16 protein-coding genes and 1 tRNA gene are annotated in these 23380 nt (G+C 67.8%); 9 read left to right on the top strand and 8 right to left on the bottom strand.

Translation table 11 applies throughout. The features are described 5' to 3' along the window. Nucleotides 1-20 precede the first annotated feature (20 nt). The 7 genes from ribH (at nt 21) to murJ (ending at nt 7647) form a co-directional block, all read left to right on the top strand. On the top strand, nt 21-506 hold the full coding sequence (gene ribH, locus QSJ34_RS12570) for a 6,7-dimethyl-8-ribityllumazine synthase (protein WP_285575730.1): 486 nt from the start codon (nt 21-23) through the stop codon (nt 504-506). After that, entirely contained in the window at nt 507-974 is a 468-nt protein-coding gene (gene nusB / locus QSJ34_RS12565) for a transcription antitermination factor NusB (RefSeq protein WP_285575729.1), read from the top strand. Between the two features lie 222 nt (nt 975-1196). Then, complete coding sequence (gene accB / locus QSJ34_RS12560) at nt 1197-1676, top strand: acetyl-CoA carboxylase biotin carboxyl carrier protein (RefSeq protein ID WP_420798852.1); 480 nt, start codon at nt 1197-1199, stop codon at nt 1674-1676. Between the two features lie 2 nt (nt 1677-1678). Continuing rightward, the gene (accC, locus tag QSJ34_RS12555) at nt 1679-3109 is read left to right on the top strand and encodes an acetyl-CoA carboxylase biotin carboxylase subunit (RefSeq protein WP_285575724.1); all 1431 of its coding nucleotides are present in this window, start codon (nt 1679-1681) and stop codon (nt 3107-3109) included. 465 nt (nt 3110-3574) lie between these two features. Continuing rightward, a tRNA-Thr gene (locus QSJ34_RS12550) sits at nt 3575-3650 on the top strand. Nucleotides 3651-3864: 214 nt separating this feature from the next. Next, nucleotides 3865-5928 (top strand): TonB-dependent receptor plug domain-containing protein, encoded by a 2064-nt coding sequence (locus QSJ34_RS12545; protein ID WP_285575721.1) that lies wholly within the window; start codon nt 3865-3867, stop codon nt 5926-5928. A gap of 117 nt (nt 5929-6045) precedes the next feature. Next, a complete protein-coding gene (murJ, locus tag QSJ34_RS12540; RefSeq protein WP_285575718.1) occupies nt 6046-7647 on the top strand; it encodes a murein biosynthesis integral membrane protein MurJ in 1602 nt (533 codons plus the stop codon). Between the two features lie 4 nt (nt 7648-7651). On the opposite strand, the gene QSJ34_RS12535 is transcribed toward murJ, so the two are convergent. The 3 genes from QSJ34_RS12535 to QSJ34_RS12525 form a co-directional block, all read right to left on the bottom strand. Beyond that, nucleotides 7652-9646 carry a hybrid sensor histidine kinase/response regulator gene (locus tag QSJ34_RS12535; protein WP_285575715.1) on the bottom strand — a complete coding sequence of 665 codons (1995 nt, stop codon included), beginning with the start codon at nt 9644-9646 and terminating at the stop codon, nt 7652-7654. A 54-nt stretch (nt 9647-9700) separates the two neighbouring features. Further along, on the bottom strand, nt 9701-12400 hold the full coding sequence (locus tag QSJ34_RS12530; RefSeq protein WP_285575713.1) for a hybrid sensor histidine kinase/response regulator: 2700 nt from the start codon (nt 12398-12400) through the stop codon (nt 9701-9703). A 114-nt stretch (nt 12401-12514) separates the two neighbouring features. Then, nucleotides 12515-15250, bottom strand: a complete 2736-nt coding sequence (locus tag QSJ34_RS12525; protein ID WP_285575710.1) for a S9 family peptidase — start codon at nt 15248-15250, stop codon at nt 12515-12517. Between the two features lie 198 nt (nt 15251-15448). On the opposite strand from QSJ34_RS12525, the gene dtd reads away from it, so the two are divergent. Continuing rightward, nucleotides 15449-15883, top strand: coding sequence for a D-aminoacyl-tRNA deacylase (dtd, locus tag QSJ34_RS12520; RefSeq protein ID WP_285575707.1), 435 nt, complete (start codon nt 15449-15451; stop codon nt 15881-15883). Here the strand turns inward: dtd and QSJ34_RS12515 are convergent. Both QSJ34_RS12515 and QSJ34_RS12510 read right to left on the bottom strand, forming a co-directional pair. Continuing rightward, nucleotides 15867-16739: a phosphatase PAP2 family protein gene (locus QSJ34_RS12515; RefSeq protein WP_285575705.1), complete on the bottom strand. Its 873-nt coding sequence runs from the start codon at nt 16737-16739 to the stop codon at nt 15867-15869. The genes dtd and QSJ34_RS12515 overlap by 17 nt on opposite strands. After that, nucleotides 16736-17614 carry a 2-oxo acid dehydrogenase subunit E2 gene (locus QSJ34_RS12510; RefSeq protein WP_285575703.1) on the bottom strand — a complete coding sequence of 293 codons (879 nt, stop codon included), beginning with the start codon at nt 17612-17614 and terminating at the stop codon, nt 16736-16738. The genes QSJ34_RS12515 and QSJ34_RS12510 overlap by 4 nt, the downstream gene beginning before the upstream one ends. A 111-nt stretch (nt 17615-17725) precedes the next feature. Here QSJ34_RS12510 and QSJ34_RS12505 point away from each other — a divergent pair, with 111 nt between their 5' ends. Then, nucleotides 17726-18493, top strand: coding sequence for an outer membrane protein (locus tag QSJ34_RS12505; RefSeq protein ID WP_285575700.1), 768 nt, complete (start codon nt 17726-17728; stop codon nt 18491-18493). 41 nt (nt 18494-18534) lie between these two features. Here QSJ34_RS12505 and QSJ34_RS12500 read toward each other — a convergent pair whose 3' ends face one another. The 3 genes from QSJ34_RS12500 to QSJ34_RS12490 are packed head-to-tail and all read right to left on the bottom strand — an operon-like array spanning nt 18535 to nt 23233. Next, nucleotides 18535-19482 (bottom strand): PKD domain-containing protein, encoded by a 948-nt coding sequence (locus QSJ34_RS12500; RefSeq protein WP_285575697.1) that lies wholly within the window; start codon nt 19480-19482, stop codon nt 18535-18537. A gap of 10 nt (nt 19483-19492) precedes the next feature. Then, nucleotides 19493-21706, bottom strand: coding sequence for a TonB-dependent receptor (locus QSJ34_RS12495; protein ID WP_285575694.1), 2214 nt, complete (start codon nt 21704-21706; stop codon nt 19493-19495). Between the two features lie 48 nt (nt 21707-21754). After that, entirely contained in the window at nt 21755-23233 is a 1479-nt protein-coding gene (locus tag QSJ34_RS12490) for a hypothetical protein (protein WP_285575690.1), read from the bottom strand. Nucleotides 23234-23380: the final 147 nt, after the last annotated feature.

Raw genomic sequence — 23380 nt, 5'->3', positions numbered from 1 at the left:
CCACCTTTCGGGGGGTTCCCATGGGGATCTTTGAGGGCCATATCCGCGTCCATTCCGGCGATCGTTTCGCGCTGGTGGCGTCGCGCTGGAACGACTTCATCGTGGAGCGACTCATCGACGGCGCGAAGGATTGCATCCTCCGCCACGGCGGCACTGAAGATCAGATGGACCTCATTCGCGTCCCGGGAAGTTTCGAACTGCCCATGGTGGCCAAGATGGCCGCCGAGAGCGGCCGCTATGCCGGCATCATCGTGCTGGGCACGGTCATCCGCGGCGGCACGCCCCACTTCGACATGATCGCCGCCGAGGTCACCAAGGGCGCCGCCCAGGTGGCCCTCGACACGGGCCTGCCCCTGGCCTTCGGCGTGCTCACCACGGACAGCGTGGAGCAGGCCATCGACCGGGCCGGCGCCAAGATGGGCAACAAGGGTTGGGAGGCCGCCATGAGCGTCCTCGAAATGGTAGATCTGGCCCACACACTCAGCGGCAAGAAGGGACACAAGTAGATGGGAGTTCGTCGACGGGGGCGGGAGTACGCCCTGCAGATGCTGTATGCCATGGACCTGACCGGCTACCAGCCGGACCAGGTGTTCGCGGGCTTCTATGCGATCCAGGACCTGAACCGCGACGCGTTCTACTACGCGCGGCGCCTGGTGGACGGCGTCCACGGACAGCTGGACGAGATCGACGGCGTGCTGGCGAAGTACGCCGAACACTGGAAGATCCACCGCATGGCCGCGGTGGACCGCAACCTGCTCCGCCTCGGCCTCTACGAACTCATGTTCGTGAAGGAGGTCCCCTTCCCCATCGTCATCAACGAGGCCCTGGAGATCGTGAAGGAATTCAGCGACCAGGAAGGTACGCAATTCCTCAATGGCATCCTTGATGCGGCCCGCAAAGAATTCCGCCCGGAAGAAACCGGCCCTCGCGCCAAGAAGAAGGCTTCCGTGGTGGAGCCCACTGAAGAATCGTGACCTGACCCGTTCACCCTGGTTTGGTATGCTCGATCCCTTCCCCAGCCCGATCCGACCGTTGGAGCCCTGATGAGCACCTCCCGTAAGAAGTCCGCTGCCGCGAAGAAAGCCCCGGCCCCCCGTCCCGCCGCCAAGACCGCGCCCAAGACCCCGGCCCCCAGCGCCGCGAAGGCCACCGCCAAAACGACCGTCAAGGCCCCTCTCAAGGCTTCTGTCCAGACCATCGGCCTTGAAGAGATCAAGAGCCTCATCGCCCTGGTGGGTCGCGAGCCCTTCCAGGAATTCGAATTCGAAGCCGGCGACATGCGTTTCCGCATCCGCAAGGACGGCCCGGCGCCCATCATCCAGGCCTCCGCTCCCGCCCCCATCGTGATGGCGGCGCCCGCGCCGGTCCACCACGTGCCGGCAGTCCCCGCGCCCCTGGCGCCGGCTGCCCCGGCCGCGCCCGCGGACGAGCCCGGCATCCACTACGTCACCAGTCCCATCGTCGGCACCTTCTACCGGGCCTCCAACCCCACCGCCACCCCCTTCACCTCGCCTGGCGATTTCGTGAAGCCGGGCCAGACCCTCTGCATCATCGAAGCCATGAAGCTCATGAACGAGATCGAAAGCGACGTCGCCGGCGAGATCGTCAAGGTGCTCGTGGAGAACGGCACCCCCGTCGAATACGGCGAGCGTCTCTTCGCGGTTCGGATCGGCTAGCCATGGGCGCAGCCATCAAACGCAAACCTGCACAGGCCTCCGCCTCACACGTCGACGCGCCGCCCTTCAAGAAGGTGCTCATCGCCAACCGCGGTGAGATCGCGCTGCGCGTGATCCTGGCCTGCAAGGAGATGGGCATCCAGACCGTGGCCGTCTACTCCGAGGCCGACCGCAACGCCCTCCACGTGCGCTTCGCCGACGAGGAAGTCTGCATCGGTCCCGCGCCTTCGTCGAAGTCCTACCTGAACATCCCCCAGGTGATCGCCGCCGCCGAAGTCACCGGGGCCGAGGCCATCCATCCCGGCTACGGATTCCTCAGCGAGAACGCGCACTTCGTGGAAGTCTGCCTCGCCTGCGGCATCACCTTCATCGGCCCCAGCGCCGAGATCATCCGCAAGATGGGCAACAAGGCCCAGGCCAAGGCCACCATGCTGGAAGCGGGTGTCCCCCTCATGCCCGGCAGCGACGGCCTCGTCGAGACCGTGGAAGAGGCGCTGGTGGTGGCCGAGCAGATCGGCTACCCCGTCATCGTCAAGGCCAGCGCCGGCGGCGGCGGGCGCGGCATGCGCATCGTCAACAACGCCGAAGAGCTGCCCGACCTCTACAACACGGCCCGCACCGAGGCCAAGGGCGCCTTCGGCGACGACAGCGTCTACATGGAGAAGTACCTCCTGGAGCCGCGCCACATCGAAGTCCAGATCATGGGCGACCTCTTCGGCAACGTGGTGCACCTGGGCGAGCGCGAATGCTCCATCCAGCGCCGCCACCAGAAGCTCATCGAGGAAAGCCCCAGCGCCGTGCTCACGCCCGAGCTGCGCCAGCGCATCTGCGACACCGCCGTGCGCGCCGCCAAGGCCGTGGGCTACTACAACGCGGGCACCATCGAGTTCCTGCTCGACAAGCGCGGCGACTTCTTCTTCATGGAGATGAATACCCGCGTCCAGGTGGAGCATCCCGTCACGGAATTGGTCACGGGCATCGACATCGTGAAGGAGCAGCTCCGCGTCGCAGCCGGCCAGAAGCTCAGCTTCCGCCAGGAGGACGTGATCCAGAAGGGCCACGCCATCGAGTGCCGCATCAACGCGGAAGATCCCTTCAAGTTCACGCCCAGCCCCGGCCGCATCACCGCCCTGCACTTCCCCGGCGGCCCCGGCATCCGCGTGGACACCGCCATGCACCAGGACGCGGTCATCCCGCCCCACTACGACTCCATGGTGGCCAAGCTGATCGCCTACGGCGCCAACCGCACCGAAGCCATCGCCCGCATGCGCCGCGCCCTCGACACCCTCGTCATCGAGGGCATCAAGACCACCGCGCCCCTGCACCGCCGCATCATGGACCACCCGGACTTCATCTCCGGCGCCTTCTCCACCAAGTGGATGGAGACCTTCATGGAAGAGCTGAAGCGGAATCCCAGTGGGGATCCGCGCTAACGGGTCGCGAGGGACGCTGCAGTGCAGCGTTCCGAGCGGGGCCCCGTTCGCGGATCCATAACAACCAGGTTGGCCACCACCCCCCAGGGCGTCAGGACGCTGCAGTGCAGCGTTCCGAGCGGGGCCCCGTTCGCGGATCCATAACAACCAGGTTGGCCACCACCCCCCAGGGCGTCAGGACGCTGCAGTGCAGCGTTCCGAGCGGGGCACCCGTTCGCGGATCCATAACAACCAGGTTGGCCACCACCCCCCAGGGCGTCAGGACGCTGCAGTGCAGCGTTCCGAGCGGGGCACCCGTTCGCGGATCCATAACAACCAGGTCGGCCCCCACCCCCCAGGGCGTCAGGGCGCTGCAGCACAGCGTCCCTCGCGGGGCCCCGTCCACTGATCCATCACAACAAGGCTGGCCCCCAGCCTTCCCCCCCAGTTCAGGAATCCCGCGGAATCCGATAGACTGGAGTTCGTGCCGCTATAGCTCAGTTGGTAGAGCGCCCGCCTTGTAAGCGGATGGTCGTTGGTTCAATTCCGACTAGCGGCTCCAGTCAGCCGAGCCCAAAGTTCCGTGTGGACGGAGCTTTGGGGATCGGGGCTGAGGTTCCGCAAGGCGTGGGCGCCGGAGGGACTGCGACGGTCACATGAAGCCGCTTTTTGCTCATTCATGGTTCGAGACCCGCAGGAATTCATGTCCATCCACGGATGGTCGATGGGACACGCATCCCGCTTGCGCATGAAGCCAGGAACCTCTGGAGGTTGGTATGGCCCTGCGACCCCGCCCTCTCCTGCGTCTGCTCGCCGTGGGGGCGGCTGGCTGCCTGCCGCTGGCGGCGCAGGAGGCACCGGAGGACGAGGGGACCCTCCTCCTGCTGCTGAACACGCCCGTCATCAGCGCCTCCAAGCGGCTGCAGAGCCCCATCGAAAGCCCCCAGGCCGTCGAAGTGATCACCTCGGACCAGATCCGCGCGTCCGGCGTGTTCAAGCTCACGGATGTCCTCAAGCTCGCCACCAGCCTCCAGGTGTGGGACAAAGATCCCGTCCGCACCAATGTGACGATCCGGGGCGTCAACCCTTCGGACAACGCCCGCACCATCCAACTGCTGGTGGATGGCGTGGCCCTCTTCAACATCATTTCCGCACCCATCGACTGGAACGGCCTGCCCATCCCCATCGATGCCATCGAGCGCGTGGAGATCGTGCGCGGGCCCAGTTCCAGCCTCTACGGCGCCAACGCGCAGATGGGCGTCATCTCCATCCTCACCAAGCGCGGCGCCGAGGGCGGCGGCGTCTCCGGCAGCCTGCGGGCGGCGGGCACGGATCACGGCGGCTCGCACGAGCAGGCCTACGCGGCCTACAACGGCGACGCCTTCTCGGTGGTCGCCTCCGCCGCGGGTGGGTCCAACCGCGACACGAATCAGGTGGTCCCGGTGATCGCACATCCGGACATCTGGGTGTCCCAGCCCAATGCCATGCACGACCACCAATTCTTCCTGCGGCCCGAGTGGTCGCTCGGCCGAAACGCCAAGCTGTGGGCCATGTTCGGATCCGGGGACAGCGGCCACTTCTCGGAATTTGGGATCCTGCCCACGACCCTGGCCCCCATCCTCCAGTTCCCGGATCAGGCCGTCCGCCGGGACATCGCCCAGGCCGGCTGGTCCCAGATCTGGTCGCCCACCTTCAGGACCGAAGCCACCCTGAACCAGAAGCTCCTGAAGTTCCACATCGGCGCCGTGCAGCCGATCCCCGGAAACCCCGCCTCCACGGCCGTCTGGAACGCCTCCCTCGCCGCCGATCCGGGGTTCCTGAGGGGCTATGACTTCTTCGACGAGAAGGTCCAGGGCGCCTCCGTCCAGGCGAACTGGGATCCCAATGGCACCTTCCACATGGTCCTCGGCGCCGACACCAAGAAGATCAACACCGGTGGGAGTCCCACGTTGGGCCTGAAGGAGGAGCGGAACAGCGCCACGGGAGGCTTCGTGTCCCTGGACTGGAACGTGGGCCCCCTGATTCTTTCCGCCGGCGCCCGGGCCGCCAACGAATCCCTGGGCGGCAGCACCACCAGCCCCCGCGCCTCCCTCGTCTGGAAACTGAGCGAGGCCTCGGTGCTGCGCACCGGATTCTTCACCTCCAAACGCAGCCCCATGATCCAGGAGAAGGACGGCGCCATCAACAACGCCGTGGTGGCCTACGTGCTGATCCCCAACCCGGGCCTGAAGCCCGAGGACGTGGATTCCTGGGAGCTCGGCTACCGGCACACCTGGGCCCGGGCCTCCCTGGATGTGACCTTCTTCAAGACCGTCATCAAGGGCCTGATTTCCAGCTACCGGACGGGGAACCTCATCGGAGGCAAGCCCGAAACGCAATTCCTGAACAACCCCAAGGCCTACGACGACACGGGCCTGGAGGTCTCGCTCACAGGGGAAGTGGCCACCGGCCTCCTGGCGGGCTTCAACCTCGCCACCTGCGATTTCAAGGATCCCTTCTACGGCCTGGATCAGCAGGCGGACTTCAGCCCCAAGCTCACGGCCAACCTCTGGACCCGCTACCGGTGGGAACGCCTCTTCGCCTACCTGGCCGTGCAGCATGTGGGCGCCTACACCCAATCCGCGAACCTGGGCGCCGCGGTGGCGCGGCAGGACAGCGAGGCCCAGACCCTCTTCCACGTCAACGTGGGGCTCGAGTTCTTGAACGGCATCTCGGTGTCCGTCTACGGCGTGAATGCCAATCGCGAAGCCACGCCCTCCACGATCCAATCCCTGGGCAATGCCCTCGTCCTCCACACCACCCGGCGGGAGCTGGGTCTCCAGGCCTCGTACCGCTTCTGATTTCCCCGTCCTCCGCTATCCTCAAAGCATGCCTTTCTCCCACGATCAGGGCCTGCCAAGCGCCGCGCAACCTGCCCCTGCGGCCCTGGCGGCGAGCCTTCCGCTGATCTCCAAGGCATGAGCGACACCCCCCGTCCACCCAGCCTGATGCGTTCGGCCGCCGTCGTGTCCTTCATGACGCTGTTGAGCCGCCTCACGGGCCTGGCCCAGACCTTCTTTCTCAGCCACGTGCTGGGTGCCGGCGCCGCGGCGGATGCCTACGCCCTGGCCTTCCGCCTCCCCAACCTGCTGCGCCGCTTCACGGCGGAAGGCACCATGACGGCGGCCTTCCTGCCGACCCTGTCCGAAGCCGAGGCCAAGGAGGGCGAGGCGGCCGTGAAGGCCGTGGCCGCGCGCTTCCTGGGCACCCTGCTCGTGCTGCTGCTGGCGGGCGTGATCCTCGCCCTGCTCTTCATGGGCCCCCTGGCGGACCTGCTCAACCTCTGGCGGCCCCAGGCCCAGGGCGACCTCACGGCCAAGCTCGGCCGCATCATGTTCCCCTACCTGGCCCTCGTGAGCCTGACCGCGGGCTTCACGGGCCTGCTCAACCTGCGCCACCGCTTCGCCCTGGCGGCCTCGGTCTCCGTGTTCTGGAACCTGGCCTTCATCGCCTTCGGCTGGACCAGCCTCCACCTGCTTCAGCGGAACGGTCCCGTGCCCTTCGAAACCGTCGCGGTCATCTGTGCCTTCGCCGTGCTGGCGGGCGGCGTACTGCAGCTGGCGGTGGTGCTGCCTGCCATCCGCCAGGAGGGCTTCGGCCTCTCCCTGGGCCTGCATCTGCGCGATCCCTGGGTGCTCAAGGCCCTCAAGCGGATGGGCCCCGGCATGCTCGCCGCGGGCATCTATCCCATCAATGCACTCATCAGCAGCATGCTCGCCTCCAGCCTGCCCGACGGCGCCCAGATGGTGCTCTACAACAGCGGCATGATGAGCGAAATGGTGATGGGCCTCTTCGCCATGAGCCTCGCCACCGCCGGACTGCCCACGCTCTCGCGCCAGGCCGAGGCCCGCGACTGGCCCGCCATGAACCGCAGCCTCACCCAGTCGCTTTCGGCCTCGACCCTGCTGGTGCTGCCCGCCTCCGTGGGTCTCGCGGTGCTGTCGAAGCCCATCTGCGCCCTGCTCTTCCGCACGGGCGCCTACACGCCCGCCGCCTCGGACTGGACGGCCATCACCATGCTGTTCGGATCCCTGGGCCTCGTCTTCGTCGCGGGGCAGCGCCTGGGCAATCAGGCGCTCTACGCCCTCAAGGACTACCGCGGGCCCGCGGCCCTGGCGGGGGGCACCCTGGTGCTGAACGTGCTGCTGAGCCTCGCCCTGCTGAAGCCCCTGGGCACCCGCGGGCTCGCGCTGGCCAACGGCCTCGCCAGCCTGGTGGGCATGAGCCTGCTGGTGCTGCGCCTGCGCCCGCGCCTGCCGGGCCTGAACCTGCGTCCCCTGCTGGGCGCCACCGCCCGCGCCCTCGCGGCCTGTGCCCTCATGGGCCTGCTGGCCTGGGCCGGCGCGCACCTGCTGGGGCTGGATGCGCCGCACGCCTTCAAGGGCGCGGCGCTGGCCCTGCGCCTGCTGCCCCTCATCGTCCTCTGCGCGCTGAGCTACGGCATCGCCGCGGCAGGCCTGGGCCATCCCGAAGCCCGGGAGCTGACGGGAAAAATCCAGCGCAAGCTGAAGCGAGGCTGAACCCTCAGGATCGAGGCGGAGGGGCTTCCGACGTGGCTTCCAGCAGGGCCGCCTTCAACTGGGCGAAGGAGAACGGCTTCTGGACGAAGCCGGTAAAGCCGAAGGTGGCCGCCGTGCCCTGTCCGAAGGATTCGGAATAGCCCGTCATCAGCACGGCACGCAGGGCGGGCTGGATCCTGCGCATGGCCTCGAATGCCTCGGGCCCGCTCATGCCCGGCATGGTGGCATCCGTCAGGAGGAGGCCGATCTCCGCCGCATGGGTGCGGAACAGCTCCAGGGCCTCGGCGCCGTTCTTCGCGGCGAAGATGGGTTCGAATCCCCACTTGGGCAGCACGCGCAGCACGAGATCCCGGATGATGGCGTCATCCTCGGCCACGAGCACGCCCGAGGCCCGCCTGGGCGCCGCCTCCGTGGGGAGCGCCGGCCTCGGGACCTGGGTGGACGCGGGGAAGTAGACCCTGACGGTGGTTCCCTGCCCTGGCTGGCTCTGGATCTCCAGGCAGGCCGAGTGGGCCCGGAAGATGCCGAGCGCCACGGAAAGACCGAGGCCGCGCCCGGGCCCCTTCGTCGTGAAGAAGGGATCGCAGATGCGCTCCAATAGATCGTTGGGAATCCCTTCTCCCCCATCCGCGATCTCCAGGCGGACGAAGCGCCCTACGCGTCCCGGCACGGGCCAGAACCCCCGGGCGAGGTCGGCCGCTTCCAGATCCACGGGCTCTGCGGTGATCGTGATGGTCCCCGCGCGTTCCCCCATGCCTTCCACGGCATTCAGGATCAGGGCGGACAGCGCCTTCATCACCTGCCCCTCGTCCGCATGGAGGGCGGGCAGCTCCCCCGTGGCCGAAAACGCCAGGTTCAGGCCCTGTCGCAGCCCTTCCCGGCGAAGGGCCAGGAGTTCCTCCATCACATGAACCACCTGCAGAGGCGCATCCACCCGGAGGGTCTGCCCCGAGTAGGCGAGCATCTCCCGCGCCAGCCCCGTGGCCCGGTCCACGCCCGTTTCGATGCCCGACAGCAGGCCCAGCATCGGCGCATCCCCCTCGCTGCGCTCCAGAGCCAGCTCCAGATGGCCCTGGGTGACCTGGAAGGCGTTGTTCAACTCGTGGGCGATGCCCGCGGCCATGAGGCCGAGGCTTTCCAGCTTCTCGCCCCAGCGGATGGCGCGCTCCATGCGCTTGCGGCTGCTGATGTCACGGATGATGAAGAAGAATGCCCGCGGCGCGCCGCCGGGATCGCGCAGTACTTCCCCGCTGATTTCCGTGGGGAAGGTGCCGCCGCCTCGCAACGCCGTCAACTCGGTGGGCCCTTCATATTGTCCCTTCAGGATGCCCATCAGCCGCGCTTCGATGCGCGCGTGCTCTTCAGGCGCCATGTAGGTCCGGAAGTTCCGGCCCAGCATGTCCTCCGGCTGCAGGCACCCGAAGAGCCGCACCAGCCGCGGGCTCACGTAGGTGATGATGCCCTCCAGATCCGCGATGCCGATACCGTCCGGGCTGGTCTCGACGACCGAGCGGAACAGCGCCTCCGCATGCCGCCGCTCCGTGATGTCATCCGAGGTGGCGAGCACCGCCTCCTGCCCCTCATAGGTGATTAGGGAGCCCGTGAGAATCACCAGCCGCAACTGGTCCCGCCCGTCCCGCATCATCACTTCCTGGCCACGGACGATGCCTTCGGCGCGCAGGCGTTCCACCAGGCGGCCCCGTTCCGCCGGATCCGGGTAGAACTCGGTCATCCGGCGCCCTTCGGGCCGGGGGCCTTCCAGGCCGAACATCCGGCAGGCCAGGGGATTGGCGAACAGGATGGTGCCGTCCGCGGTGGTGCTGATGGTGATGGGGAAGCCGGCCTCGTCCAGCAGCTTTCGGTAGCGGGCTTCGCTGGCTTCCAGGGCCGCCAGGGCACGGGTGCATTCGGTCTCGACCGCCTCCAGGGTGGTGATCCGCCATTTCAGGCGCCGGATCTCCTCGGCCCCATCGCCTTCGACTCGCGTCTCATCCCCCATCGGCCACCTCCTGGATGATGCGGTTCGGTGAACGGGCACCCGACCCTGCGGCGACTAGCTCATCAGGGCCTCCCGGAAGGCCTGGCGCAGCTTGGAAAGGCTGTAGGGCTTCTGGATGAAGCCCGCCAGCCCTTCGCCGAGGAAGGCCTTCACGGATTCCTGTTCGCTGAAGCCGCTGCACAGGATCACCGGCAAGTCGGGCCGCATTCGCCGCAGGGCCTGGAAGCATTCGCGGCCGTCCATCCGCGGCATGGTCAGATCCACCAGGGCCGCCCGGTAGGCCTCGGGCCGGATCGAAAACCGCTCCACCGCCTCGGCGCCGTCCTCGGCGGTCTCCACTTCGAATCCGAGCATTTCCAGGGCCTGGGAGGCCGAATCCCGGATGGAGGGCTCGTCATCCACCAGGAGCACCAGGCCCTGGAAGGTCTGATCCAGGTCCGACGTCTGCACCTGGGGCGGGGGCAGCGCCGCGCCAGAGGAAGGGAAGTAGAGGTGGAAGGCCGTGCCCCGACCGGGCTCGGAGTAGACCCTCAACCCCGCCCGGTGCCCCTTCAGGATGCCCTGGATGGCCGACAAGCCGAGGCCATGCCCTGCGGTCTTGGTGGTGAAGAAGGGATCGAAGATGCGGGCCTGGATGTCGGGCGTCATGCCGACGCCCGTGTCGCTCACCTCGAGGACGCTGTACAGGCCCGGCTCCAGCCCCTGGCCCTGCAGCACGGTGGCCAGGTAGGTTTCGTCCAGGTAGCGAGATCGCGTGGCGATGTGGATGGTGCCCTCGTGATCGCCGATGGCGTCGTTGGCATTGGTGACCAGGTTGAGGATGATCTGCTGCAGCTGGGCGTCGTCCGCTTCCACGGGGGGCAGGCCCTCCTCCAGGGAGAACGCCAGCTTCACCTTCTTGGCGATGGAGACCTGCAGCAGGTGAGTCATCTCGCGCACCACCAGGTTGAGATCGTGGACCCTCACGACGAAGCGCCCCTTCCCGGAATAGGCGAGCATCTGGCGGGTGAGTTCGGCGGCCTTCAGGGTGGCGTTTTCGGTGGCCCGGAGCTGCTTCTGGACCGGGTGCTCCGCCCCCACCAGCTCCCGGGCCAGGTTCAGGTTGGTGAGAATGGCGGTAAGCAGGTTGTTGAAGTCGTGGGCGATGCCCCCCGCCAGCACGCCCAGGCTTTCCAGTTTCTGGGTGTGCAGCATCTGGCGTTCGAGCCCCAGGCGTTCCTGCTCGTCCCGCTTGCGCGCGGTGATGTCCCGCACGCTGATGGCCACGGCCTGGATCGCCGCATCCTGCAGGCAGTTCTGCGCCACGGCCTCGAACCACACGTAGCCGTGGGTCCGATGGATGTGACGGTATTCCACCCGCACCGGCGTTTCGGGATGGTTCAGCACCTGCTCCCAGGCCGCCTGCACCGCGGGCCAGTCCTCGGGATGCACCAGCCGCTCAACGCCGCCCAGCAGCTCCTCCACCTTGTAGCCCGTCAGCTGCTCGGCCACCGGACTGATGAAGGTCTGCTCCCCCTTTTCGTTGGCCAGGACGAAGATGTCGCGGGCATTGCGCACCATGACGCGGAACCGCTCCTCGCTGGCCTTCAGGGCCCGCTCGGCGGCCTTGGCCTCGGTGATGTCACGCCAGGAGGTGAAGAGGATCTCCTTCCCGCCCAGGGGAATCGGGAGAAGCGTCACCTCCACGGGGAAATCCTCGCCGTCGATGCGCCGGTGCATCCACTCGAAGCGGTGGACGCCCTTGGCGTGGGCCGTGGCGATCATCTCCAGGGCCTTCTCGTCGCTGGCCCGGCCGTCCGGCTGAACGGGCGGCGACAACTCCCAGGGATGCATGCGGAGGAATTCGGGTTCCGTGCACCGCATCATGTCGAGGACGGCCTGGTTGCAGTCCGTGAAGCGGTCTCCATCCAGCAGCAGCAAGCCTTCCACACTCCGCTCGAAGAGTAGCCGGAACTTGCGCTCGCTTTCGCGGACATCGGAATCCTTGGCCATCCGCGGGCGCAGATCCACGATGCTGCCCCGCAGCAGATCGCCCGAGGAGGAGGTCAGCTTCAGGAGCCGGACCTCGCAGGGGATGAGCTGCCCGTCGCCGGACAGGTGGGTCCAGTCGAAGATGGCCATGCCTTCATTCAGCGCCTGTCGGACGAAGGCCGCCGAAGCGGCCGGGCTGGGCCGGCCATCGGGCTGGAAGGCCGGGCTGAGCTCCGCGGGCGTCATGCCCAGCAGGCGCTGGCGGTCGATCTTGAAGAGGGCCACGGCCTGGGCGTTCACTTCCGTGAAGTGGCCGGTGCTCCCATCCAGCATCACGATGGCTTCCAGCGCATGCTCCACGAGGGAACGGATCCGGGCCTCGGAAAGCCGCAGCTGCTCCCGCTCGGCGGCCAGGTCCGTGATGTCCCGCCCTTCGGGAATCAGGCCCGTCACGCGCCCTTCCGCGTCCCGCAGGGGGCGGAGGCTGAAGTCGACGACGAGGACGCTCCCATCTGCGGCCGCGTGCGTGGTCTCCATGCGGAAGGATTCGCCCTGGGCCGCGAGCCGGATGCCCGCCTTGAGCCGCTCCTGCTGTTGCGGATCGTGCGTCCACCAGGGTGTTTCCCAGAAGAACTTCCCCCTCACCTCCTCCAGCGTCGTTCCCCCGGCCTCCAGGGCCGTCCGGTTGGCGTCCAGAAGTCTCCCCTCCGGCGAGAGCAGCCCCATGAAGTGGTGGCTCGCGTCGAAGACCGTTCGGATGTCCGGAAGGTGGGGGTCGGTCATGAGGCTTTCTTTTCGGCGTTGGGGCACCGGGGCCTAAAAGTAGGCGCCATGGCCGCGGGATTCAAGGCAAGCAAAACGGCCGGGCAAGCCCGGCCGTCTGGGGTCACGGAACGGTTAGTTCTGCAATTCTACCGTCATCACGGCGCCGCCCATCTGGGGCAGGGTCGCGACGGTTTTCACCACTTTGCGGGTGGCGGTGTCCACCCACTGCAGGAGGCTGCCGGGGTCGCCGGCGGCGGAGGTGATTTCGACCTTCCAGGCCTTGAAGCTGCCCGCGGGCACCTTCACGTCTTCCTGGCCCAGCACCTTGGCCTGCTTCAGCTCGACCTTCTGCTTCTGCAGGTCTACGTTGCGGAAGGTGACGACATAGCCTTCGGCCAGGGGCAGGCAGGCGATGGATTCCTGCGAGGCGGCGCCATCGGCGAAGGCCTGGCCACCGAGGTCGATGTCGAAGGGCTTGGGCGCGCCGTTCATGGCCATGGTTCCCTTGGCCGCATTGCCTTCGAAGGCCATGTCGATGGTGACGGGGCCCTGCTTCACCGAGCGCTTCTGGGGCACCAGGCTCCCCTTGGCGAGGGTCGTGGTATCCACGGCCTCACCCATGGGCAGCTTCATCGCATCGGTCACCACCCAGCTGCCGCCTTCTTCCTTCACCGTGCGGACCATGCTGAGGTTCATGCTCTGGGGCCCGAGGGCCAGGGTGCCCGCATAGGTGTAGGTGCCCGCGGTGAGCGCGGCCACGGGCTTGGGCAGGCCCACGGAGGCCGCATCGGCCTTCTTGGCCAGCACGACGGAATTCGGATCGACCGTGATCTGCGGCAGGCGCTGCATGACGTCCGGCTTGCCGCCCTCCTGATAGCGGGCCTTCAGGTACTTGGCGAAGAACTTCTCGGCGGCGGCCATCATCGCCATGTTGTTCACCGGGCGCTGGAAGCCGTGGCCTTCATCGGGCGCGCAGAGGTACTCCACCGGGAAGTGGCGGTCCCGCAGGGCGACGACGATCTGCTCGCTTTCGGCCTTCTTCACGCGGGGATCATTGGCGCCCTGCACCACCATGAGCGGCGTCTTGATCTTGTCCGCGCTGTTCAACGGAGACTGGCGCTCCAGCTGCTTCTTGCCCTCCGGCGTGTTGGGGTTGCCCATGCGCTCATGGAAGACGATGCGGAAGCTTTCCCAGTAGGACGGGATGGATTCCAGCAGCGTGAGCAGGTTGGAGGGGCCGACGATGGCGACGGCCGCGGCGTAGGTGTCCGGCGTGAAGGCCACACCGGCGAGGGTGGCGTAGCCGCCGTAGGAGCCGCCCATGATGCCGACCCGCTTGGGATCGGCGATGCCCTTGCCCACCAGGTACTTCACACCCCAGGTGAGGTCATCCTGCATGAGGTCGCCCCACTGCTTGTTGCCCGCATTGAGGAACTTCTTGCCGTAGCCGGTCGACCCGCGGAAATTTGGCGCCAGCACGGCGTAGCCGCGGTTGGCGAGGAACTGGGCGTAGTTGTTGAAGCCCCAGCTGTCCCGGGCCCAGGGGCCGCCGTGGGGGAAGACGATCAGGGGCAGGTTCTTCGCGGGCACGCCCTTGGGCAGGCTCAGGTAGGCCGGGATTTCGAGACCATCGCTGGATTTGTAGCGGATGGGCTGCATGGCGACCATGTGCTCGCGGGGCAGGTCCTCGCGCGACACATACTCGAGGCTCAGCTTCTTGGTGCGGCGATCGAAGAGGTAGCGCGAGCCGGGATCGCGGTCGCTGTACGTAGCGACCATGAGCAGCTGCTCGTCCTTCGTCATGGACCCGAACCCGATCTCGCGGCCTGGCAGTTTCTTCTGGAGCAGCTTGTAGTCGGCTTCCCAGTCCTTGTTCTTCCAGTAAATGCGGGTGTGATCGTCCTCGTAGGTCGTGGCGATCAGCTCATCAGTGAGGTCCGAGAACATGGCGTGGCCGAAATCGACGCGGCCCTTGGGATCGGATTCCAGCTTCTCCTCCTTGCCCGTGGCGGGATCGAAGAGCACCAGTTCAGCCAGGTCCCGGTTGCCCTTGTTGGTCTCCAGGTAGACGCGCTTGCCATCCTTGTGGAAGGCCACGGGACCCGCGGATTCGAACACGCCGCACTCGTAGACCTTGGTGAAGCCTTCGGGATCCACGCGCAGGATCTCGGTGTCGCCCTTCTCCGTGGTGCGCACGGCGAGGCGCAGGTTGGCCTGCTTGTCGAACACCCAGCCCGCGATGCGCTCGGTGTTCTTGCGCACGAGGGTGCGCTCGCCGGTCGAGATCTTCACCTTGTAGACGTCGTGCCAAGCGGCGTCCCGATCGTTGAGCCCCACGTAGATCGTGTCCGGATCACCCTTGGGCACCGACAGGATCTGGGCGCGGGCGCCCTTGGCGGCCGTGAGGTTGCGGGCCTCGGGCACTTCCTTTCCGGCGGCGGGCGGAGCCGCCGGATCCACGGCGTAGACGTTGTAGTTCTCGTCGCCGTCCTTGTCCTGCACGAAGAGGATCTGCTTGCCATCGCGGCTCCAGAAGAAGCCCGGGATGGGACGCTTGGGATCCGCCGTGATGAGCCGCCCCTTGCTGTAGGGCTCGCCCACCTTCTTCACCCAGACGTTGCGCGTGTCCTTGTAGGGCTTGAGGAACGCGATCCACGTGCCGTCCGGTGACAGCTGCGCCCCCGCGATCTCGGGGTTGCCGAAGAACTTGTCCCGATCGATGAGCGGGGGAAGCTGGGACTTCCTGGCGGCGGTGGCCGCTGGGGCCTTAGCATCTGGCGATTTGGCGCCTTCGGCGCCGAGCGGCAGCACGAGGGCCAGTGTCAGCGCCGAGCGCAACAGACTTGGCAAAAGGGTATGGGGGGCCATGAGCAGGACTCCTGTTGAGGGGGGATTGGAAAAACAGGTTACGCCCCAGCGGCCCGACGGTTGAGAAAGTCCCTCGGATGGGCCCGCCCGGGGGGTTGGACGGCGGGTTTGGCCGGGTCGGCGGTGGGGACCTTCTCTGCGGACCCGGATCTCGCCTGACGTCCCGCCATGGCAAAGTCAAAGCCGGAGGGTTCCCCCATGAAAGCCGTCATCCAGCGCGTGAAGCGCGCCACCGTCCGCAGCGGAGACCAGACGGCCAGCATCGGCCCGGGCCTGCTGGTGCTGGCGGGCCTCGAGCGGGAGGACACGGCGGAAACCTGCACCTGGGCCGCCGCGAAGATCGCGGGGCTGCGCATCTTCGAGGACGGAGACGGCAAGATGAACCTTGGCCTGCAGGAGGTCGGCGGCGAGATCCTCGCCATCAGCCAGTTCACCCTCGCCGGCAGCATCGCGCGGGGCCGCCGCCCTTCCTTCGACACGGCCATGGCCCCCGAGGCCGCCCGCGCGCTGTTCTGCACCTTCCTCGATCAGCTGAAGGCCCAGCACCCGCGCGTGACGTCGGGCTTCTTCCAGGAGCACATGGAAGTCGAACTCCTCAACGACGGGCCCGTCACCTTCATTCTGGAGCGCTGAGCGGCGGCCTCCGATCGCCCAGCGCCCACGACAGCGGGGGTGCCAGGATCAGCGTGAGGCCCGCCAGCAGCAGGCCCGCCGCCACGTCGGCCACGTAGTGGACGCGGATGTAAACCGTGGCGAAGACGATGGCTGCAGCCCAGGCCCAGAACAGCGGCGCCAGCCGCGGAAAGCGCCGGGTGGCCAGGAGGGCGGGCAGCACGGAAAGGGCCGTGTGGCCGCTGGGGAAGGCGTCCAGCGTGGTGGCCTCCGCGCCGCGCAGGAAGGCGCGAAGAACCTGAGAGACGGCGCCGCCACCCAGCTCTGCCGCGGCCATGGCGTTGGGTACGCGAGGCCCCTCCGCGGGCCAGAGGAAGTAGCCGAGAAAGGACAGGTAGAAGCCGAGGAGGATGCGGAAGGCCACCGCCTCGAAGCGCTCCGGACCGAGGCGCAGCCGCGTCAACAGGGGCACGGACAGGGGCAGCAGGTAGAAGCTGGCATAGGCCAGGTAGACGAGATCCGTGAAGGCCGCGGGCCGCCCGAAGGCACCGCGCCAGGCGGAGCCGAGCTGGCCGAACCACCGGGCGTCGAAGGCCGCGAGGGCCCCGTCCCAGCGCACGGGATTCGCCCCCACCAGGGGCTGCAGCAGCAGGAACACGAGCAGCACCACGGCCACCGGCGCCAGGTCGCGCACGAGGGCCATCCCGGGCCCTTCCCGCAGGTATCCGAGGCCCAGCACCATCAGGAGCAACCCGGTGAACAAGGCCGCACGCAGACCCCAGCCCGCGGGATGCAGGATCAGGCTGGCCCCGATCAGCCCCACCAGCACGAGTACCGTGAGGCGCTCCGAAGGCCGCAGTCGGGCCCCTCCGCTCATGGGATCCGCGCGTCGGCCTCGCTGCCCAGCCAGGTCGGCGTGCCCTCCGGCGGGCCCAGCCAGCGGCCCGGATCCTCGAGGATCTTCTGCACGAGGGCCAGGGAGCGTGCGCAGGAAAACGCATCGTCGATGCGCTCGTCGAAGGTCCAGCGCACCGAAAGCGCCTCCTCCGATTCCACGCCATGGCGGGTGGCGAAGGCCGCGCGGCGCGGCGCGGAGACGGCGCCGAAGATGGAGACGTTGCCGTACTCGTAGAGGTGGTGGTAGGCATCGGACACGCCCACGGAGCCGAGGTTGGCGAGGAAGAGGCTCGCGAACATGGGATCGTCGCGGATCATGAAGCCCGGGAAGAGGTTCCAGTGATCGAGGCAGCGGGCCAGGCCCACGAACAGCCGGACCATCGGCCCCGGCAGGCGCATGACGAGGGCGACTTCTTTGTCCACGTCCCGCTCGGTGCTGCGCGCCTCGTCCACCTGCGCCGAGATCCGCGCGGAGAAGGCGGGGAAGGCTTCGCCCGCAGGGGCCGCCAGCTTCACCGTGGCATCGGCGCCCTCCTCGGTGAAGGTGGTCTTGGCGACGAAGGAGAGCGACACGCCCCGCCGCTGGTAGAGCCGTCCCCCCGACACGAAGCGGTTCAGGCGCGGGCGCGTCTCCAGGGCCACCGCGCAGGCGTAGGCCACGAGGTGGAAGAGCGTGGCACGCGGGCGGTGCGCGCGGTTGTAGGCCTTGAGCCAGACCCGCGTGGCGGCGATGCGGTAGACAGTCTCGTGGTAGACGCAGCTCTCGTTCCGCCCCCGCATGAGGTAGGGCATGATGCCGCGCACCGGATCCTCGTCGCGGACCAGGTCACCGTCAGGGCGCTTGAAGAGGGGCATGGATCAGGGTTGGCCTCCTGGCCCCGCCCTGTCAAGACCACCTCGACCTCATCTTTACGTTGACACCGGATGCGTCGAGGGCTATCCCTGGGTCAACCTTTCGGTGATGCCATGACGACGCGCTCCGTACGTCTCCCCCTGCCCGCCTCCGGCCTGCTTGCCGCGGGCCTTTTCCTGGGAGCCCCGCTCACGGCCCAGGAGGCCCCGGGACCCTGGTCCGCCACCATCTACCTCCAGCAGAGCTGGCCCAAGCAGACGGAAACGAACCGCCAGATCAAGGACATCAACGCGGCCCTGGGTTCGAGCTTCAAGACCTGGGACGACGTGGCCAACCTCAACCTCGGCCTGCAGGTCTTCCGCGACCTGGATCCCCACTGGAAGGTGGGCCTGGAATGGGATGTCTCGAAGGGCCGCATCCACGGAACGAGCACCACCACCTTCGTCACCATCGCGCCCCAGGATCCGGTGACCTACGCCTTCGAGCAGAAATACACCCTCTACACCGACCTTCTGGCGGTGGCCCAGTACCGGCCCCTGGGGACGCAGCACCGCTGGACGCCCTTCCTCCTCCTGGGCCTGGGCGTCGCCTACGAAGAGGACCACACCACGCTCACCATGCAGAGCAACTTCGCCCCCCTGAACGACACCCTCGTGCAGGTGGACAACCACGGCTGGTTCCCCATGCTCACGGCCGGAGTGGGTGTGGACGTCTACCTCACGGAGCGCCGCGCCTGGTACGTCGAGGCGGGTGCGAGCTACACCTGGGCGCGCCTCAAGCACGACGTGCCCGCCCACGGATCCCTGGTGCCGCCCACGGTGCGGGCGGACACGGATTCCACCGGGCCCAACGTCTGGCTGGGCCTGGGAAGGCGGTTCTAGATCATCAGGCAAAGCGGTTCTGGATATTGGGCAAGGTCGTTCTAGGTTTCCGGCACGACGCGCACGATCTGCAGGGTGGCCGGGCCTTCGGAGCGTCCTGAAGGCCCGACGACGTGGACCTTCCGCTGGCCCTCACGGGCCGTGGGCGACACGAAGATCCGCGCCGTGGCCTGGCCGGGCCCCGTGAACCGCAGCGGGGCCACCAGCGCCACGCCCCGGCCGAAGGACACCTTTACGCCTTTGACGAGGCCGGAACCGCGGAGCTGCACTTCGACATCCTGGCCGCGCGCGAGGACCGCCGGCAGCACCGCGTCCACGCGGGGCGGTTCCTGGGCCGACTGGCGCACGAAGTAGCGGATGGTCGGCACCGTGAAGGTGACCTGGGGCGACAGGATCCGCAGGCTGACGAGGTGCTCACCAGGCTCCGTGGTGGGCAGGGGAAGCATGTTGCGGGTGTCGAGCCGGGCCGTATTCGCGAAGGCCAGCTGCACGGCGAAGGTGCCGAGAGGCACGCCGTCCACGGTCCACTGCGCCTGCAGCAGTCCTGTGCCCTCGAACTTGAGATCCACGTAGGCGACGAGGGGCGTGAAGCCGCGGTCGACGGACTGGTCCGTGCGGCCGTCTTCCCAGCGCAGGCGCAGGGCGCTGAGCAGGAAGGGGGCCGCGGGCCCCGTCGGCTGGGACACGTGCAGTTGAAGCAGGGCGGTCACCGGGAGCTGGGCGCTGAAGGGCACGTAGGTGGCCCGCACGGCGTAGAACCCGGCGGCGGCGTAGACATGGTTCGTCACCGTCCCGCCGGACTGCACCTGCCCGTCGCCGAAATCCCACCTCACGCCCCCGGCGGGCAGCGAGGTGGCGCTCAGCATGAGGGTCACGGGCGCCCCCCGCATGGGCACGGACGGCGTGGCGAAGATGCTCCCTGCGGTCTGGGCCGCCAGGGACGCGGCGACGACGAAGGGGAGGAGGAAGGCGCACAGGATGCTTCGCATGTTCCTTCCTTCAGAACGAGACGTTGAGGACGAGGAGGACGCGGTTGTCGTTGGCCGGCGTCGTGGCCCCGCCCAGGGAGGGGAAGTGGGTGTAGCCGCCCTTGAGACCGACGCTAGCCTTGGCCCGGCCCTTCAGCCAGGCATCCAGCAGGTAGCGCAGGGTGCCTTCGACGTTGGTGGTGTTGAGCGTATCGCCGGTGGGCAGCACCGAATGGGACTCGCCGCCTGTCAGCACGAAGGTGAGGGTGTTGGGCACCAGCAGCAGCTCGGCGTTGAGGAAGGCGTTGGCCACGGTGGTCTTCTGATCGCCCGGATCGCTGAGGGTGCGGGACCAGCTCAGGTTGGGCGAAAGGCGGCCCCAGCGGCCCAGGCCCACCGCGCCTCCGAAGGAAAGCGTGAGGCTGTTGCCCGACACGTCGGAGCCGCCCAGGGAGGCGAGGCGGTCGTACTGGGCGTTGAAGGAGAGCGTCGTGAGGGGCGGCAGCATCCAGTCCAGCCCCGTCACCACGCCCGAGCGCGTGCTGTTGCTGAAGGGGATCAGCGGATCCAGCGTCGTGACGGCCTCCTGCCGGGCCTGCCGGAGGCCCAGGCGCCAGGCGAGCTGGGGATTGAGAACCACCCGCGCATCCAGGCCCAGGGTGCGGTTCCAGGCCTGGTCGAGGCCCGTCGCGCCGGCGGGCGAGGCCGTGGGCTGGCCCGTGGGATTGGTGCGCTCGTCCGAAACCAGGGCACTGAGGCTCCAGCCGGGCTTGGTCCAGGCCAGGGTGCCATCCAGCAGGCGGCGATCACCCACGAAGTAGGCCACGCCCACGGTACCGAACTCGCGGCCGATGTCGTGGTAGCCCAGGTGCGCGCTGAAGGCGCCGTCGTTCCAGAGGCCCGAGACGCGCCAGGCCTGGTCCGTGTCCTTGGGCAGGGGCGACAGCGTATCGGAGGTGTAGAGGCTGCGGGCGTATTCGCCCGAGAGGTTGAGGCGGTTCTCCAGGAGGCGGCCATCGAGGGTCAGCGCCCCCGTGGATCCCTGGCGGATGGTGGTGGGAAAGGCATAGCCCGCGTTGGCGGCCGTGGCGGGATCATCCTTGCCCGAGAGGAAGATCAGCTTGGCTTTGAACGCATCGTTGAACCAACCGTAGCCGACGGACCCGCCATAGACGCCGCTGGCGGCCTCGGGCCACAGGATGCCCCGCGTGTTGATCGGAGCCTGGGTGTTCAGCGCGAAGAGGTGGGCGTTGGAAGGCATGCCCGCATAGGCGTAATCGAAGCCACGTCGGCCCGCGCCGCCGAGCGTGAACTCGGATTCCTGCACCATCATGTCGCCCACCTGCAGCTTCTGGTGGCCGGAGGTGAGCACCGCCGAGAAGTCGCCGAGGCCCCAGCGGGGCTGATCGCCGCCGGGTTGGGGGTTGGCCTGGGGGATGGGCTGGTTGGTGTAGACCACGCGGGCATCCACGAGGAAGCTGCCGTCGGACCAGTCCTCCTTGTGGTACAGCCGAACCTGGCCCGCGGCCTGGGTCTTCGGTTCTCCCGGAACCTCCTGCATGTGATGGACCAGGTGCTCCACGGCCAGGTCCCCGGAGATGGGTCCACTGAGCGGAAGCGAGGGCTGGGGGGGCGTTCCGGAAGGCTGGCCAGGGGCGCCAGGACCCTTCGCACCGGGCGTTCCCGGCGTTCCCGGCGTTCCGGGGGCTCCGGGCAGACCTGGTGTGCTTCCCGGCGCACCCGGAAAAGCCGCGCCGGTTTTCGCTCCGGGGGCGCCCGGGAGGGCCGGTGCGCCGGGCGTTCCAGGCGCCGCGGGTGTGCCCGGCCAGGGCGTCGTGGCACCGGGTTTGGCGGGGGTCGCAGGCGTCGCGGGTGCGGCGCCGCCGGGCATCTGCAGCACGGCGAACTTCCCGGGCGCATCCTTGGGCAGGTAGGTGATGCCACCCGGCGTGCGCAGGGCCGCGTAGTACTCGATCTTGACGCCGGGCGCCGCGGCGATCTCCTGCTCGCCCGCGAAGCCGCCCTCGGGCAGGGCGTCGAGGTTGAAGCTGTTGAAATCCTCCTCGCCCGCCAAGCGGTAGAAGATCACCACCCATTCCGTGTCCTTGGGCGCGGACACTTTTCCTTTGAAGGGGTCACCCGCTTTTTCGGGCGCCTTGAAAGTCAGTCCGTCCGCGCCCTCGGCCCGGCCCGCCGAGGCGACGAGCAGGAAGACGAGGGCTGACCGCAGGGCGACGGGGCGCATGGAACTCCTCTCAGGTCGGAGAGCCGGGGCCCTGCGGGCCGGGAAGGGTCACTGGTTCACGCGGGCGGGCATGGGTCCAGGACCTCCGACGAAGGCGCGGATCCGCGGGTGGCCTTCGATGAGCTCCACCACCTTCTGCAGCGTCTTGGGATCGTTGCCGAAGCGGGTGCGGGCCTCGGCCAGCATGGCGCGCTTCTCGGCCTCGGCCTGCTGGGGCGTCCTGCCCGCGAAGCGGCGCTCGATTTCGGCATCCACCTTGGGCTTGGCTTCGGGCACGGGCTTGCCGGTGGAAGCCTGCATGCGCTTGAAATCCTGCCAGGGCTTCTTGATGCGCGCACCCAGCTGGGTGCCCATGGTCCGGGCCGTCAGCTTGGAGGCAGCCAAGCGGTTGTAGGGCGCGAGCATGCCCTTCTGGAGCATGGTTCGATCAAGGGCCGTGATGCCGGAGGGGTGCGTGTAGCCCGCCACGTGCACCGCGAGCTGGCTGGCGGGCAGGGGCGCGCGGGGGATGAGGCCGTCGAGCGCATCGAGGGCCGCCTTGTTCCGTCGCTTCTGCAGCTTGTCCATGGCGTCGGCCATCTTCTTGGCGGCGGCGGAGCGGTCCAGCAGGTCCTGCATGGGCTGGCGGGCCATGTCCAGCGTGCCCTTGGCCTGGGTCATCACCGCGTCATGCACCTGGTTCATGGTGTCGATCACCTGGTTCGTCACCGACGTGATGGCGTCGTCGACGATCCTGGACGGATCGAAGATGTTCTGCGGATGGTTGATGAGATCCGTCAGCATCCCGCCGAGGGTGCGCAGCGGCGAAAGCAGGACGGACTGGGCGATGTTGCCCGCGGAGGAAGCGGCCGCCAGGGCCTGCTGCTCGGCGGTGGTGGCGAACTGGCGCACCGAATTGAGAGGTCCCGCCACATCGGGACGAAGCCCGTCGATGGCCGCCTTGGCGCGGTTGAGCGCGGCGAGCACATCCTTCGGATCCACCGGCATCTCCCCCACGGTCGTCGCCATGGCCATGCCCTGCGGCGTCATGGGCGTGCCCGGAGCCTTGGTAGCACCCCCCTTCCCCGGCGCCACGGCCATGCCCGGACGGGCGGCGGCTCCGGGAGCCGGGGTCGCCATACCGAGGCCACCCGGAAGGTTCTTGGCCACCATCGCCCCCGGCATGCGCTCGTGATCCACCAGGGACTGGGCCATGGAGGCCGCATGGTTGAAGTCGCTCTCGGCCTGGGCGGCGAGGTTGCGCAGGTCGTTCGCGGCCCCGTTCAGCTCGCTCTTGGCCAGGTTCACGACATCGGCGGCCTGCTGGGCGAGGGTGCTCACCAGGTGTTCCACGTTCTGGACCATGGCCTTCACGGAATTGATGAGGTCCTCCACCACGCAGGACAGTCCGCCCGTGGCCACGGCGCCCACGCAGCTCCAGAAATCGTCACAGCAGGCGCGCAGGGGCACGGCCACGGCCATGAAGGCCATTGCAGCCGTGGCCACGAGGGCGCGGACTCGATTCCGGTTCAAGGAAGGGCTCAGCATGGGAACTCCTTAAAAACTGGTCGAGGAAGAAGACAGCCACTCCCCATGGATACGACCTGGTCGTCAATGGGCGCCGCCATTGGGGTGCAGTACATGGAATGAACTAGGTAAAAGATGGCATAGTTTTGATGCCCACCCTCTTTTGTG

The organism is Geothrix limicola (assembly GCF_030268085.1).
In the GTDB taxonomy this organism is placed as follows: Bacteria; Acidobacteriota; Holophagae; order Holophagales; family Holophagaceae; genus Geothrix; species Geothrix limicola.
This window is presented reverse-complemented; position numbering and strand designations above follow the sequence as displayed.